General features: G+C 50.4%; 13 protein-coding genes and 1 tRNA gene. 9 read left to right on the top strand and 5 right to left on the bottom strand.

Translation table 11 applies throughout. The features are described 5' to 3' along the window. Positions 1-180: 180 nt before the first annotated feature. Positions 181-1146, bottom strand: coding sequence for an ADP-glyceromanno-heptose 6-epimerase (gene rfaD / locus ACXYMU_RS13695; RefSeq protein WP_458986970.1), 966 nt, complete (start codon positions 1144-1146; stop codon positions 181-183). Positions 1147-1242: 96 nt separating this feature from the next. On the opposite strand from rfaD, the gene ACXYMU_RS13690 reads away from it, so the two are divergent. The 4 genes from ACXYMU_RS13690 (at position 1243) to lpxB (ending at position 4762) form a co-directional block, all read left to right on the top strand. Beyond that, positions 1243-2136: an ABC transporter substrate-binding protein gene (locus ACXYMU_RS13690; RefSeq protein ID WP_458986969.1), complete on the top strand. Its 894-nt coding sequence runs from the start codon at positions 1243-1245 to the stop codon at positions 2134-2136. Next, a complete protein-coding gene (locus tag ACXYMU_RS13685) occupies positions 2133-3140 on the top strand; it encodes a FecCD family ABC transporter permease (protein ID WP_458986968.1) in 1008 nt (335 codons plus the stop codon). The genes ACXYMU_RS13690 and ACXYMU_RS13685 overlap by 4 nt, the downstream gene beginning before the upstream one ends. Further along, complete coding sequence (locus ACXYMU_RS13680; RefSeq protein ID WP_458986967.1) at positions 3141-3563, top strand: 6-pyruvoyl trahydropterin synthase family protein; 423 nt, start codon at positions 3141-3143, stop codon at positions 3561-3563. A gap of 71 nt (positions 3564-3634) precedes the next feature. Then, positions 3635-4762, top strand: a complete 1128-nt coding sequence (gene lpxB, locus ACXYMU_RS13675; RefSeq protein WP_458986966.1) for a lipid-A-disaccharide synthase — start codon at positions 3635-3637, stop codon at positions 4760-4762. A gap of 415 nt (positions 4763-5177) precedes the next feature. Here lpxB and clpX read toward each other — a convergent pair whose 3' ends face one another. The 4 genes from clpX to ACXYMU_RS13655 all read right to left on the bottom strand — a co-directional run bounded on the left by clpX (position 5178) and on the right by ACXYMU_RS13655 (position 9027). Beyond that, positions 5178-6401 (bottom strand): ATP-dependent Clp protease ATP-binding subunit ClpX, encoded by a 1224-nt coding sequence (gene clpX, locus ACXYMU_RS13670; protein WP_458986965.1) that lies wholly within the window; start codon positions 6399-6401, stop codon positions 5178-5180. Between the two features lie 360 nt (positions 6402-6761). After that, positions 6762-7460, bottom strand: a complete 699-nt coding sequence (locus tag ACXYMU_RS13665; protein WP_458986964.1) for a ClpP family protease — start codon at positions 7458-7460, stop codon at positions 6762-6764. A gap of 85 nt (positions 7461-7545) precedes the next feature. After that, entirely contained in the window at positions 7546-8871 is a 1326-nt protein-coding gene (gene tig, locus ACXYMU_RS13660) for a trigger factor (RefSeq protein WP_458986963.1), read from the bottom strand. A gap of 74 nt (positions 8872-8945) precedes the next feature. Then, positions 8946-9027, bottom strand: a tRNA-Leu gene (locus ACXYMU_RS13655). Positions 9028-9293: 266 nt separating this feature from the next. Between ACXYMU_RS13655 and ACXYMU_RS13650 the strand changes: the two genes are divergently transcribed. From ACXYMU_RS13650 to ACXYMU_RS13630, 5 genes are all read left to right on the top strand, one after another. Continuing rightward, positions 9294-11489, top strand: coding sequence for a RelA/SpoT family protein (locus tag ACXYMU_RS13650; protein WP_458986962.1), 2196 nt, complete (start codon positions 9294-9296; stop codon positions 11487-11489). A gap of 23 nt (positions 11490-11512) precedes the next feature. After that, complete coding sequence (locus ACXYMU_RS13645) at positions 11513-12022, top strand: Fur family transcriptional regulator (RefSeq protein ID WP_458986961.1); 510 nt, start codon at positions 11513-11515, stop codon at positions 12020-12022. After that, entirely contained in the window at positions 11994-12344 is a 351-nt protein-coding gene (locus ACXYMU_RS13640; protein ID WP_458986960.1) for an STAS domain-containing protein, read from the top strand. Before ACXYMU_RS13645 ends, ACXYMU_RS13640 begins: the two co-directional genes overlap by 29 nt. Before the next feature lie 309 nt (positions 12345-12653). Beyond that, a complete protein-coding gene (locus tag ACXYMU_RS13635) occupies positions 12654-13043 on the top strand; it encodes a hypothetical protein (protein ID WP_458986959.1) in 390 nt (129 codons plus the stop codon). Between the two features lie 227 nt (positions 13044-13270). Continuing rightward, positions 13271-14554, top strand: coding sequence for an adenylosuccinate synthase (locus tag ACXYMU_RS13630; RefSeq protein WP_458986958.1), 1284 nt, complete (start codon positions 13271-13273; stop codon positions 14552-14554). Positions 14555-14986 lie beyond the last annotated feature (432 nt).

The raw sequence follows: 14986 nt of genomic DNA, 5'->3' as shown, positions 1-14986 counted from the left end.
TGAACTTTTCTCCACTCTATCCGAGTAGCAGATTTCTCCCGCTGGTCGAAATGACAGAATCCGTTCAATGATAGCCTTGGGGCGTAACCTGCACTTGCGCAAGCAGAGAGGCATAAAAAAGGGGGCCTGAATCAGCTATGTTTGTTTCAGGCCCCCTTTTTTGCTAGTCTAATTAATCGTTTAATAATACTTCCCCGGAATCAGGTAATTCTGCACGTAATCCTTCACGCCCTCCTCGAGGGTATAAAAAGGCTTGTCGTATCCGATGGAGCGAAGCTTGCTCATGTTGGCTTCCGTGAAGTACTGGTAATTGTCGCGGATAGTCTCCGGTGTGTCCATAAAGTCGATGTTGGGTTCCACGCCCATGGCATCAAAGGTGTTCAGGGCAAGCGCCATAAAGGTGCGGGCCTGGCCCGAGCCGAGGTTGTAGATACCCGAGTTTTTGCGGTGGTGCATCAGGAAAAGGCACACATCCACTACATCCTTCACGTAAACGAAGTCACGCATCTGCTCCCCGTCGGCATAGTTGGGGTTGTGCGAGCGGAACAGCGTCATGCTTCCCTTAGCCTTTATCTGCTGGTAGGCATGGTAAATGACCGAAGCCATTTTGCCTTTGTGGTATTCGTTCGGGCCATACACGTTGAAGAACTTCAGGCCAGCCCAGAAGAAAGGCTTGGCTGTTTGCTCCAGCGCCCAGATGTCAAAATCGTTCTTGGAGTCGCCGTAAGGGTTTAGCGGCTTCAGCAACGGAATGGTGGCTTCGTCATCGTCATACCCTAAAGTGCCCGAGCCATAGGTGGCCGCTGACGAGGCGTATACCAGCGGAATCTGGTACTCGCAGCAGGCGTTCCATACCTTCTTGGAGTAATTCAGGTTCAGGAGGTCAAACACATCCTTGTTAAACTCGGTGGTGTCGGTGCGGGCCCCGAGGTGAAAGATGAACTCCACTTCTTCGTAGCGCTCATCGAGCCACTCGAAAAAGTTATCACGATCCACAAACTCCTTTATCTTTTTGCCCTTCAGGTTATCTTCTTTTTTGGCGACAGAGAAATTGTCCACCACTACAATATCATTGAAATTGGCCTGGTTCAGCCTGCCCACAAGGCAGCTTGGGATGAAACCTGCGGCACCGGTTACTACGATCATACTTCAGTTTTTAGACCTCTAACGTAAATTGCGTTAAATTTACTAAAATAAATGGAGCCGACTTGGCTTAAGATGATACATAAACAACCCAATCGATTGAAAAAGAAGCAGCGTTTGCCCTACCTATACCCAATTTACCTGTGCTTATTAATTCTTTTAGGAGCCTGTAGCCAACCAGAACAGCAAAAGCAGGCTGCCATTATTCTGGAAGACGATCTGGGGCGTGAATTAAAGATAAAAGGGCAGCCTGAACGCGTTATGGCACTTGCCACCTCGATGACAGAGATGTTGTTTGCCGTGCTGGACACCAGCAGTATCGTGGGCCGCACCCAAAATGATGACTACCCGGCTGCGGTCCTCTCAAAACCTGTCGTGAACAATTACCCCGTGGATTTTGAGCAGGTGCTGGCCCTAAAGCCCGACCTAATCTTTACCGTGGAGGGCATCACCCCGCTGGATGTAGCCGCTCGACTGGAAGAATTGGGCATACCGGTGTATTATCAAAAGTATGCGTCGGTGGAGGATATCTTCAGTGGTTTGGAGGATATCGGGGCGATCATGAACCGCCAGGAGCAGGCCAATCGGTATGCGGATTCGCTGCGGCAGGAAGTAAGGCTGATTGCGGCACGGCATCAACAGAACGAACAGCCGCTTCAGGTACTGGGCCTGGCTGGTTTCGACCCTATTTATGTTTATGGCCCCAGCACAGTGCTGACAGACAAGCTACGGATTTTGGGTGCCCGGAACGCCGTGCCCGAAACCTACGATGCCCTGACCCGGGAGTATATCCTGAAAGCCAACCCCGATGTGATTTTGGGAGGGACGCCAGAGGAACTGGAAGAGAGCTTCTTCGACATTTACCCTGAGTTGCGGAAAACAAAAGCCTATCAAAATAAACGCATGTATAGTCCAAGCTTCGACCTGATGGCCCGGCCCTCGCCACGCGTGGTGGACTCTATCCGGGAGCTGGAAAAATTCCTTTACCCATGAGCAGAGCGTTATTCTTTTTAGGCGCCTTCTTGCTTATCCTGTTAGTGCTGGTGCTAGGCCTGCAGGTCGGTTCTTTTGAGTCGGATCTTTATACCCTGGCTGATGCCTTCCTGCACTATGACCCGGCTAACACCACGCACTTCGCCATCCTGCACCTGCGCCTGCCGCGCCTGCTGCTGGCCTTGGTGGTGGGTGCTTCGCTGGCGCTTGCCGGTTACCTGATGCAAGCCATGGTGAACAACGGCCTGGCCGACCCATACCTCTTAGGCACAGCCTCCGGAGCTTCCTTAGGTGCAATCATAGTGTTTTTTGGCTTCGTGCCGATCACAGTGTTAGGTATCTACATGCCACCCATCTTTGCGCTGCTTGGGGCCTTTGCCGTTACGTTGATAGTGGTGGCACTTGGCTACCGCAAGCGGCAGCTTATACCCTCTCAGTTACTATTAGCAGGTATTGCTATCAGCTCGCTGGGCACGGCCATGGTGGGGCTGCTCACGTTCCTGTCTGATTCTGAGAGCAAGCTGCGCACGGTTATCTTCTGGTCGATGGGTAGCTTTGAGCGTGCTACCTGGGCGATGTTGCCATACCCCGCTGTTGCGCTGCTATCCGCTTTGCTGCTGTTTGTATACTATCAAAAGCAACTGAACATACTATTGCTGGGCGAGGAGCGGGCGCAGGCGCTGGGCGTGCCGGTGGCGCGCACCCGGTGGGTGATTTTGGGCACGGTGTCACTGGTCACGGGCTTTGCTGTGGCTACCTCCGGGCCGATCGGTTTTGTGGGGCTGATCATCCCGCATGTGACACGGGGGCTGATGGGCACCACCGGGCAGACTAACCTGCTTTTTTGCGCTTTTGTGGGCGGGTTTTTCATGCTGCTCTGCGATCTGCTCGCACGCTTGCTTTATCCGCCTGCCGGATTGCCGATTGGAATTATTACTTCGTTCTTTGGTGTTCCTTTCTTCGTATATTTGCTACTCAGAAAGAATTACAATTTTAAAGGTTAGATGATTTACGTAAGCAGGTTAGAGCACTTCAACGCGGCCCATAAGCTGCACAACCCGAACTGGTCGTTGGCGAAGAATAAAGAGGTTTTCGGGCCATGTGCCAACACCAACTGGCATGGGCACAATTACGAGCTGATTGTGACGGTGAAGGGCCAGCCCGACCCGGACACAGGTTTTGTCATTGACCTCAAGCAACTCAGCACGCTTATCCGCACGCATATCATCAGCAAGGTAGATCATAAGAACCTGAACCTGGATGTGCCGTTTATGGAGGATAAGCTGGCAAGCACCGAAAACCTGATCGTGGAGTTCTGGAAAATACTGGAGCCGCGTGTGCAGGATATCTCAAACAAAAACGCGCAACTGCATAGCCTGAAGCTGTACGAAACGCCTCGAAACTACGTTGAGTATTTCGGCGAGTAAAGGCTTCGCCTCATTTCATTTAGCTGCCTTGGCTTATACCCACGCTGGCAGCAGCAAACAGACATAACCGCATGAAGTATTATATCATAGCCGGAGAGCGCTCCGGCGACCTGCATGCCTCAAACCTGATCAAGCAGCTTCGGGCCAAAGACCCAGAGGCGCAGATCCGGGGTTGGGGCGGCGATATGATGCAGGCGGAAGGTATGGACCTCGTGCGCCATTACAGCGAGATGGCCTTTATGGGCTTTGCCGAAGTGTTCAAAAGCTTGGGCAAAATCCTTGGGTTTCTGAAGGAGTGCAAGGCCGATATCGCGCAATACCAACCTGATGTAGTAATTCTGGTGGATTACGCCGGCTTTAACATGCGCATCGCCAAATTTGCCAAGGCGCGCGGACTGAAGGTATACTATTACATCTCCCCGAAAATCTGGGCCTGGAACCAGGGCCGCGTGCATAAGATCAAGAAGGTGGTGGACCGCATGTTCGTGATCATGCCTTTCGAGGAGGACTTCTATGCCCGCTTCGATTACAAGGTCGATTATGTGGGCAACCCCGTGAACGACTCCGTGACAGACCATGAGCGCACCGCTGACTTCAGAACCCGGAACAAGCTGTATAATAACAAGCCCATTATTGCTATACTGCCGGGTAGCCGGCAGCAGGAGACAGAAGGCATGCTACATGTGATGCTGAGCGTGCTACCGTCCTTCCGGGACTACCAGTTTGTCGTGGCGGGGGTATCTAACCTACCAAAGTCGCATTACGAGCAGTATAACAAAGACCCGAACATCAAGATCATCTACGACCAGGCCTTCGATTTGCTGGCACATGCCAAGGCCGCGCTCGTTACTTCGGGCACGGCTACACTGGAGACGGCGCTTTTTGGCGTACCGCAGGTCGTTTGCTACAAGACCAGCGCAATCTCCTATACCATCGGCAAGATGGTGATCAAGGTGCCTTACATATCGCTCGTTAACCTGATAGCCGACAAACCAGTGGTGACAGAGCTGATTCAGGATGATTTCACGGCTAAGAAAATCACTGCAGAGCTAAAGCAAATCCTTTTCGACAAGCACTTCATCAACAAGCAGCAGGAGGGGTATGCGTTGGTACGCGAGAAGATTGGCAGTTTCCGGACAGCAGAACGTGCCGCTGAATTAATGGTGGGTTACCTGGAGCAGGATCTGGCTAAATCTTAACATCAAACAGTTATCTTGACTACTCTTGAGGCGAGAACTGAAAAAAGCCAGCGTTCGGAATGACTTATGAAAACGTAAAATTGGGAAATAGAAAAGCTTGCTTTAAATCTCAAGCTCCATTTTCCATAGCTTCATTTCTGCTTTACGTCTGGGGTAGGGGCCCTCTTTCGCTCTGCTCAGGCTGCCTCACTGCGTTCGGCACCGCAACACCTACAAATAAATGGGCCTTACCCGCAGCGCCTCCCGGAAAAGCTGGGAATACTGTTGCTCTGATCATAAGAAAGGGCAGTGTTTGAAACCATTCAACATTCTGTCAGAATGGCCTCAAGCGTATTACAATTTCTGAGTTCACCTATAAAACACAACGCCCCGGCAGTATAGCTGTCGGGGCGTTGTGTTTTATAGGGATTGTGCCTTATGCTACTTTCAGTTGCTTCAGGCTTGATTTTTCAAATTTCTCGCGGGCATATTTCCCTGTAATAAGCAGTTCCTTGGTGCCTTCCTCAGAGGGCAATTCGAACATGGCGTCCGTCATGATACCCTCACAGATAGAGCGGAGGCCACGGGCACCGAGTTTGTACTCTGCTGCTTTCTCCACGATGTACTCCAGGGCACTCTCATCAAAGGACAAGGCAATGTTTTCCATCTCGAAAAGGCGCTTGTACTGCTTCACGATAGAGTTCTTCGGCTCCAGCAGGATCAGGCGCAAGGTCTCTTTGTCCAGTGGGTCGAGATGTGTGAGTACAGGCAGTCGGCCAATTAACTCTGGTATCAAACCAAAGTTCTTCAGGTCTTGCGCTGTCAGGTACTTCAGGAAGTTCTCGTTTTCCTCCGCCTCATCCTGCTTCGATTTGTTGAATCCGATAGGGCGGGTGTTCAGGCGGTTCTTGATCAGACGGTCGATACCTACGAAGGCGCCGCCGCAAATGAAGAGGATGTTCTCGGTGTTAACCGTGATCATTTTCTGCTCCGGGTGCTTGCGCCCTCCCTGTGGCGGAACGTTTACTGACGTACCCTCCAAGAGCTTCAGTAATGCCTGCTGAACGCCCTCTCCGCTCACATCACGCGTGATAGACGGGTTGTCGCTCTTGCGGGCAATCTTGTCTATCTCGTCAATATAAACAATGCCACGCTCGGCAGACTCAACGTTATAATCGGCGGCTTGCAGCAAGCGCGTCAGGATGCTCTCTACGTCTTCGCCTACATAACCGGCCTCTGTCAGTACAGTGGCATCGGCGATGCAGAAAGGAACCTGCAGAATACCGGCCATCATACGCGCTAAGTAAGTCTTGCCCGTGCCTGTCTCACCTACCATGATGATGTTCGATTTCTCGATCACTACCTCCTCGTTTTCGGTAGGCTGCATCAGGCGCTTGTAATGGTTGTACACCGCCACCGACATTACCTTTTTCGCCTCATCCTGCCCAACAACAAATTGGTCGAGGTATGATTTCATCTCCTTCGGCTTCATCAGGTTGAACTTAGGAGTGCGACTGTTTGCGCGTATTTTATTCTCTTCGTTCAGAATCTGCTGTGCCTGCCCGATACAACGATCGCAAATGTGCGCGTTGATACCGGAAATCATTACCGATACATCCTTTTTGTTTTTGCCGCAAAATGAGCAAGTAATTTCTGCCATAAGAACCAGTTGATCCAAATTATTCGGGCCCTGAATTCCAAGGCCTAAAGCAAAGGTACAAAATTGAAAAGTTATTAGAGCACAATTTTTTCAGGGTAAATATTGCGATAGCGTTAAAACAGGGGCAAAAATTTTAAGATTTCTATTTTTATATGAATGTGTAAGTGGCTTTAAGTTAGTTGTTTGTGAAGACTAATGTAGGGACATGCCGCCAAGATATTTTTTTTGAGGTTATGAGATTTTATTAAGAAAAGCACCACTATTTATGCATTTATACGGTGCAATAAGAGCAAATAAAAAACCCGCACCTGTAACAGGAGCGGGCTTTTCATTTGCAATGTACTGCCTTGGCAGCAGGTGTTATCCTTGCTTACGAACCAGTACTTCGTCAATCAGGCCATACTCTTTGGCTTCATCGGCCTTCATCCAGTAGTCACGGTCAGAGTTGTCGTATACCTCCTGGTAAGACTTGCCTGAGTGCTGCGCTAGAATCTCGTAAAGCTCTTTCTTCAGCTTCAGAATCTCACGGGCTGTGATCTCGATGTCAGAGGCCTGGCCCTGAGCGCCGCCCATTGGCTGGTGAATCATGATGCGGGAGTGAGGCAGGGCAGAGCGCTTGTTGGCGGCACCACCGGCTAGCAACACGGCACCCATAGAGGCCGCAAGGCCGGTACAGATGGTTGCCACATCCGGGCTAACATACTGCATGGTGTCATAGATGCCCAAACCGGCATACACCGAGCCACCCGGGCTGTTGATGTATAACAGGATGTCTTTCTTTGCATCTGCTGATTCCAGGAACAGCAGCTGCGCCGTGATGATATTGGCGATAAAATCATCTACCTGCGTGCCAAGGAAAATGATGCGGTCCATGATCAGGCGGGAGAATACGTCAATCTCACGGAAGTTGGTAGGGCGTTCCTCAATCACGGATCGGGTCATGCTCTCGATGGTGTGCATGGCTCTGCCTTCTACGTGGCTAATATATTGGTCAACACCCAGGCCGCTCATGCCTTGGCCCTTTACGGCAAATTTCCGGAACTCGTCTTTGTTAAACATATCTTGTTTAGGTTTACGGTTTTACTCAAAAATAAAAAAGGTCCTTGAATTAAGGACCTTTTTTTAAATATAGTTTTAGGTTCGCTTATTCGTACGAACCATTTCTGAAGTCCTCTGCAGAGATGGTCTTCTCTACAACAGTCATCTGCTCTTTTAGTTTAGCAAGTACTTTCTCAGCCAGCTGCTGCTCGTACTCCTGCATGTAGTTGCGGCCATTGTCCTGGTTCAGGTACTGCTGCGCATAGTTGTTCATGCTCTCCAGCAGCTCCTCCGGAATCTCCGGCATGTTGAACTGGGCAAGCATCTTCTCTTTCGTGGCCTCAACAACCTCTTCGTTCGTTACCTTGATCTCGTTGTCTTCTACAACTTTGTTCTTGATCATCGACCACTTCAGCTCGCGCACATACTTATCGAAGTTCTCCTCGATTTGCTCTGGCGTCAGTTTGCCTTCGTTCGTCACAGTTAACCAACGCTTGAAGAACTCAGTTGGCAATTCAACATCCAGGTTATCTACCAAGGTGTCGATGATATTGCGGTACAGCAGGTTGTCTGCCTCGCGCTCATAGTTCTCCTTGATCGTCTCACGCAGTTTTGCGTCGAACTCTTCTTCAGTAGTTACTTCGTCTTTACCGAAAAGCTTGTCAAAAAGTTCTTGGTTCAGTTCAGCAGGCTCTGTGCGGTTGATCTTATCTACCGTGAACTCGAACTCACCGTTCAGGTTAGCCGCATCGTCTTTGCTCAGGCCGGTAACGTGTGCCAGGGCAGCATTGTCATCGCCAAATGTCTTGCGGATGTCAAAACGGATTACATCGCCCGCCTTCACGCCTACAAACTTGTCTTTGCCTTCCACCACACGGTTTGTAGGGATCAGGGTCGTAGACTCAAACTCGCCTTCTACAGCCTTCAGTTGGCCAGAAATGAAGTCGCCTTCTTCAGATGTCTCTGGGTTAGTGGTTTTGCCGAACTGACGCTTCAGGTTAGTATACGCCTCGTCGATAGTGCTCTGGTCTACGTCGATAGCAATGCCCTCTACGCTTTTATCTAGCGGAAGGTTAATGGCTGGCAGCAGGCCTACAGCGTAGTTAAACTCAAAGTTTTTCTGGTTGTCCCAGTCAATGTCGTTTTGGTTCGGCTCAGGAAGCGGCTCACCCAAAAGCTTCACATCGTTCTCACGGATATATTTAGAGATCTCCTCCTGCAGCAGCGTGTTGATTTGCTCTACCAGGATGCTCTTGCCATACATTTTCTTCACCAGCCCTGTTGGCACTTTGCCAGGTCTGAAACCCTTGATCTGGGCTTTCTTGCTGTATTCTTTTACCTGCTGGTCTACTTTAGAAGCGTAATCGGCCTCTTCCAGAACCACCTTCAGTTGTGCGTTGGTGCTGTCGGTTTGGTTTAATGTAATATTCAAGGCTTATCAGTTTTAATATTTGAAATATCTACTAAAAACAAACCCCCAACAGGGCTGTTGAGGGTTTGTGAGTGTGCGGATGGAGGGACTCGAACCCCCATGCCTCGCAGCGCTAGATCCTAAGTCTAGTGCGTCTACCAATTTCGCCACATCCGCTTGTTGTGTGCTGGTTTGTAATAGTGGTGCAAAGTTACAAGCCGTTTTTTTAATTGCAATACCCGGCGTAAAATTTTCTGAAATATTTTTTACCTTAGAGCTAACCCTGTGGCCGGCTGGCTTTGCTGTGGCGGCATATTGGTTGCATTTTATATTCCGTTATATTTGAACGAATAAAACAGCCACCCTATTTGTTATGTATACAGGAAACCGACGGGTGCTTCAGTCCGGCACTTGCCATACCCTGTTCTCCGATATAGTTTACCATGATTGATCCAGAAGTAGAACGCAAAGAGATTCTGCGACATTACAGACGATTACTTCGGTACGCGAAGCCTTTTCTGAAGGACAACGACGCCAAGATCATCAAAAAAGCATTCAACACTTCGCTGGAGGCGCATAAGGACATGCGCCGCAAATCCGGCGAGCCATACATCCTGCACCCCTTGGCTGTGGCCCAGATTGCGGTAGAGGAAATAGGCCTGGGCACCACTTCCATTGTGGCGGCGCTGCTGCACGATGTAGTGGAAGACACCGAGATGGAGATTTCGGATGTGGAGCGCGAGTTCGGGCCAAGTGTGGCCAAGATCATCGAAGGACTGACCAAAATATCAGGCGTGTTTGACTATGGCACCTCGCAGCAGGCTGAGAACTTCCGCAAAATGCTGCTCACTTTGAGCGACGATGTGCGCGTGATCCTGATCAAGCTGGCTGACCGCCTGCACAACATGCGTACCCTTGACAGCATGCCGCGCCACAAGCAGCTGAAGATCGCCTCTGAGACCATGTACCTGTACGCGCCGCTGGCGCATCGTTTGGGCCTGTATGCTTTCAAATCGGAACTTGAGGACCTATACCTTAAGTACACCGACACCGACACCTATAAGGACATCTCCAACAAGATACGCCAGACGCGCAGTGCCCGGAACAAGTTTATCAAAGACTTTACCCACCCGATTGAGGAGGAGCTGCGGAAATACGGCTTTAAGTTCGCGATCAAGGGAAGGCCGAAGTCGATCTACTCGATCCTGAAAAAGATCAAGAAGCAGAACATCACCTTCGACGAGATCTATGACCTGTTTGCCATCCGGATTATACTGGATGTACCGCTCGAGAATGAGAAGGCAGCTTGCTGGCAGGTATACTCCATCATCACGGACTTTTACCAGCCGAGCCCGGACCGCCTGCGCGATTGGGTGAACACGCCGAAGGCAAACGGGTATGAGTCGTTGCATACCACCGTGATGAGCCGATCGGGGCAGTGGGTGGAGGTGCAAATCCGGACCAATCGGATGGACGAGATTGCAGAGCGCGGGTATGCCGCCCATTGGAAGTATAAAACAGAAGGGGTGGGCTCGGCGGAATCGGGGCTGGAACTTTGGATAAACAAGGTGCGTGACATGCTGGAGTCTAATAACTCCAACGCGCTGGAGTTTATGGATGAGTTTCGCAAAAACCTTTTCGTGGAAGAGGTGTTTGTATTTACCCCGAAAGGTGATCTGATCATCCTGCCCGACAAGGCCACGGCCCTCGACTTTGCTTTCGAGATCCATACCCATATCGGTTTGCAGTGCCTCGGGGCGAAGGTAAACCAGAAACTGGTGCCGTTGAGCTACCAGTTAAAGAACGGAGATCAGGTAGAGATCCTGACCTCACAGAAGCAGAAGCCGAACGAAGAGTGGCTGCAGTACGCTGTGACCTCCAGGGCCCGAACCCGCATTAAGGATGCCTTGCGCGAGGAGCGGAAGAACAAAGCTGAGGAAGGCAAGGTGATTCTGGACGAGCGAATGGCTGAACTGGGTGTACAGGACACGCAGGCTAACCTGAACAAACTGCTGGCCTATTTTAATGTGCCAACAGTGCAAGACCTGTACTACCGCATTGCCACAGGCCACATCGACAGCACGAGCATCAAAGAGGTGATCTTTACGGCCATGGCAGAAAAGGGCTCTTCGATGCTGGAGCCAAAGTCGTTTGACAAGGAAGTGCAGAAGATACGGGGTATAAATTCTGACATGCTGGTGATCGGGGAGAATACCTCCAACATGGAGGATTACAAGGTGGCCAAGTGCTGCAATCCGATTCCAGGCGACGATGTGTTTGGCTTCCAGACCGAGGACGGCGGCATTGAGATTCACCGGACAACCTGCAAGCGCGGCATCGAGCTGATGTCGAACTATGGGAACCGCATCATCAAGGCCAAGTGGACAGACCAGAAAGAGCTTGCCTTCCTGGCGGGTATCCGTATTAAAGGGACTGACCGGGTGGGCTTGGTGAACGACCTGACCAAGGTGATCTCGACAAGCTTAAAAGTGAACATGCGCTCTATTACCATCGACTCGAACGACGGTATATTTGAGGGCAACCTGATGGTGTTCGTGAACGATACCGGGCACTTGGATAAGCTGATGCAGCGCATGGGCAAAGTAAATGGTATTCTCACGGTAGAACGCTTCGATTAAGTGAGGCTAACAGCAAAGACAAGATGGCATTAGATATAGTAAAGTTTGAGGAAGTAAAGAAGATTTTCACGGCTTACCTGGAAAGCAAAGGCCTTCGGAAAACACCGGAGCGGTATGCGATCCTGGAGGAGATTTACTCCCGGGACGGCCATTTTGATGTGGAGTCGCTTTACATCAGCATGAAGAACAAGAACTATCGTGTAAGCCGGGCCACCGTTTACAACACCTTAGACCTTTTGGTAGAGAACGACCTGGTAAGCAAGCACCAGTTTGGCCGCAACCTGGCGCAGTATGAAAAGTCTTACGGTTTCCGGCAGCACGACCACGTGATTTGCACCGAGTGCCATAAAGTAGTGGAGTTTTGCGATCCGCGCATTCATAATATCCAGACGATGGTCGGGGACCTGCTGAATTTTCATATCTTACATCATTCCCTTAACTTATACGGTATCTGCGGCGACTGCCGCGCCAGGAAAGCCACAGAGGAGCAGCAGAAACAACAGCATGAAGTATCAGACAGAACTCAGCGATGACATTCTCTTTGTCAGGTTGGACGGCGACCTGGTAGCGGGCGCCGATACTCAGCGCCTGATAGAGGAAATAGATGGCACAAAACCACCTATTAGGCTCCTTTGTGCCATAGACCTTTCGAACGTGCGGTTCATGGACAGTAGTGGGATGGGTGTGCTGGTTTCGTTGCTCACCAAGTTTCGGAACCGCGGCGGCGAGTTGGTGCTCATCAAGCCTTCTGACCACATCCGCAAGCTGCTGATCGTTACCAAGCTAAACGCCATCTTCACCATTGCCGAAAACGACAGTTTTGCCGCCCAGTTCCTAAAGGAGTCAATCTACTAGTTTCTGCCAAACGCCATTTGCCATACCTGCCCAACGCCCCCTATTACTGCCACACAGTTGCATAGTTATGCAAGATTTCCCTTCTTTACCCTATCAGTATCAGTTAAGCAATGGATGGATGAGGAAAGGGATGAGATTTGCGCAGCAGTTGGAGGCACGCTGCCTGGGTTGGGCTGAATTGCACAGCCATACCATTCTGCGCGTGAGCGTAGGCTTGATCTATAGCCTTTTTGGTTTACTTAAGTTTTCCCGAACTATAGCCCTGCAGAGCAGCTGGCCATCAACACAATCGAAGAGCTCACATTCGGTTTGCTCTCTGGCAAAGCCGCCCTTCTGGCGCTGGCCACCTTCGAGACCGCATTAGGCTTTTGCCTGACTTTCCGGTACCGCTTGCGCTTGGCGGTATACTTGGCCGCAGGGCACATGCTGAGCACCTTTCTGCCCCTCCTGTTTTTCCCGGATGAGACTTTCACAGGTTTCCCTGTAAGCCTGAGCTTAGTGGGCCAGTACATATTCAAGAACTTTGTGTTACTGAGTGCTTTGCTGGTTGTGTATGCACGGTCGGTGAAACAAACTGTCAAGCCTGCTAAGCCGGGCCCGCTGCGACAAGAGGCAGGCGCCCGGTTTCGATGCAAGGAAACGGCGGCACAAAAAAACGTTGTGAAGCCGCAGCAGGAGTTTCAGTATGCGGCGCATTAAGGCGCCATGCCATAGTAGCCTATTTCAGGCGCTGGCTTCTATAATATAAGAATGGCCCTCGCACAAAGTAATAAATTCACTACATTTGGGAAGACAATAGATGTAGTCGGGATTCGCGCTGCGCTTCTGCGAAGCAAGCTGTTAGCAATCAGTTGTTTTGTTTTAGTTGGTGATAGTGATAAATTGCGGCTTACTTCTTAAAGAGAATCAATTTATTTTATACTTAAATGGCAGTTGATATATTAATAGGTCTGCAGTGGGGAGACGAAGGCAAAGGCAAAATAGTTGACGTACTGGCGCCGACCTATGACATTGTAGCCCGTTTCCAGGGCGGACCAAACGCAGGTCATACCTTAGAGTTTGAAGGCACCAAGCATGTGCTTCACCAAATACCTTCCGGCATCTTCCATCCGCACATACAGAATATCATCGGCAACGGCGTGGTGCTGGACCCGATCGTGTTCCGCACCGAGATGCAAAAGCTGACGGACCGTGGCGTTGATGCTGCCCAGAACCTTTTTATTTCTAAGAAAGCTTCCTTGATTCTGCCTTCTCACCGCGTGTTAGATAGAGTATCGGAAGAGGCGCTAGGGAACAGTAAAATTGGATCTACCCTGAAAGGCATCGGGCCTACTTACCAGGATAAGATCGGTCGTGTAGGACTACGCGTAGGCGATATCCTGGCTGATGACTTCCAGGAATGCTACGACAGACTGGTAGAACGTCACCGCAACATTGTGCGCTTCTATGGCCAAGAGCTCGAATTAGGCGAGCAGGAGCAGGCTTTCTTCGAAGCGATCGATTATCTCCGCACCCTAAAACTGGTTGACTCAGAGTATATGATCAACGATGCCATCAGGAACGGAAAGCGTATTTTAGCTGAAGGGGCGCAAGGTGCCTTGCTAGACGTTGACTTTGGTACATACCCGTTCGTGACTTCATCCACCACCTTAGTGGCAGGCGCTTGCACAGGCTTAGGTGTAGCCCCTCAGCACATAGGGGAGGTATACGGTATATTCAAAGCATACTGTACCCGTGTGGGTAGCGGGCCATTCCCGACAGAATTGTTAGATGAAGTGGGGGAGAGTATCCGTCAGGCAGGCCGAGAGTTCGGTTCTACTACTGGCCGTCCACGCCGCTGTGGTTGGGTAGACCTACCAAGCCTGAAGTACTCCATCATGCTGAACGGCGTAACGCAGCTAAACATGATGAAGGCTGACGTGCTGACTGAGTTTGATACAATTAGTGTATGTACGCATTATAAACTTGCCTCTGGTGAGGTAACCGACCGAGTGCCGCATACATTAGATGAGTCTAAAATTGAACCGGTATACGTTGACCTGCCAGGCTGGAAAGTAGACCTGAACAAAATAGAGACGATAGAGGAATTGCCTGAGGCATTCAAAAACTACCTGTCTTTCCTGGAAGAGCATCTGCAAGTGCCCATTACGATTGTGTCGGTGGGGCCGGACAGAAAAAGCACCATGAGGCGAGAGGCTGTGCAAGCGTAGGCTATAGGTATATTATTAGGAAAGGAGCCCCGGCATTAGCTGGGGCTTTTTCCATTTAAAGAAGAGGGTTGAAGTCAGAAGGCAAGGTGTCTAATTGGCACACATAGGTAAAGCACTTGCCGATATTGTCCTTTAGAGAAGTTACTACAAAACTATTCCCGCTCGCTTAGAGTGCGTTAGCTAAGAGGGGGGGATTCTGGCTGTTTTTTTCTGGCGGGGGCCTTGCATCGCAGTTCTTTTTGCCTACTTTTGCATCCCGGTTCAGCAGGAACGTCGGGAAAGAGAGGATGAGGGCAGGTTCAGGGCAGAAAAAAAACTTCGCTTTACTGCTTGTTCGGGACGGAAAGGTGCTTACCTTTGCAACCCGGTTCCGAAAGGGGGCCGCTTCGTAACACAGGGTTCAGGCCCTGCTCGCTTCGAAAAAAACTTTCC

The organism is Pontibacter sp. CAU 1760 (genome assembly GCF_054482735.1).
Note: the sequence above shows the minus strand (reverse complement) of the source record. Positions and strands in the feature narration are given on the sequence as shown.

What these genes read in the sequence shown, in the direction of transcription:
- rfaD (WP_458986970.1), bottom strand. Translation starts at nt 1,146, where the DNA reads ATGATCGTAGTAACCGGTGCCGCAGGTTTCATCCCAAGCTGCCTTGTG.
- ACXYMU_RS13685 (WP_458986968.1), top strand. Translation starts at nt 2,133, where the DNA reads ATGAGCAGAGCGTTATTCTTTTTAGGCGCCTTCTTGCTTATCCTGTTA.
- ACXYMU_RS13680 (WP_458986967.1), top strand. Translation starts at nt 3,141, where the DNA reads ATGATTTACGTAAGCAGGTTAGAGCACTTCAACGCGGCCCATAAGCTG.
- lpxB (WP_458986966.1), top strand. Translation starts at nt 3,635, where the DNA reads ATGAAGTATTATATCATAGCCGGAGAGCGCTCCGGCGACCTGCATGCC.
- clpX (WP_458986965.1), bottom strand. Translation starts at nt 6,401, where the DNA reads ATGGCAGAAATTACTTGCTCATTTTGCGGCAAAAACAAAAAGGATGTA.
- ACXYMU_RS13665 (WP_458986964.1), bottom strand. Translation starts at nt 7,460, where the DNA reads ATGTTTAACAAAGACGAGTTCCGGAAATTTGCCGTAAAGGGCCAAGGC.
- ACXYMU_RS13650 (WP_458986962.1), top strand. Translation starts at nt 9,294, where the DNA reads ATGATTGATCCAGAAGTAGAACGCAAAGAGATTCTGCGACATTACAGA.
- ACXYMU_RS13645 (WP_458986961.1), top strand. Translation starts at nt 11,513, where the DNA reads ATGGCATTAGATATAGTAAAGTTTGAGGAAGTAAAGAAGATTTTCACG.
- ACXYMU_RS13640 (WP_458986960.1), top strand. Translation starts at nt 11,994, where the DNA reads ATGAAGTATCAGACAGAACTCAGCGATGACATTCTCTTTGTCAGGTTG.
- ACXYMU_RS13630 (WP_458986958.1), top strand. Translation starts at nt 13,271, where the DNA reads ATGGCAGTTGATATATTAATAGGTCTGCAGTGGGGAGACGAAGGCAAA.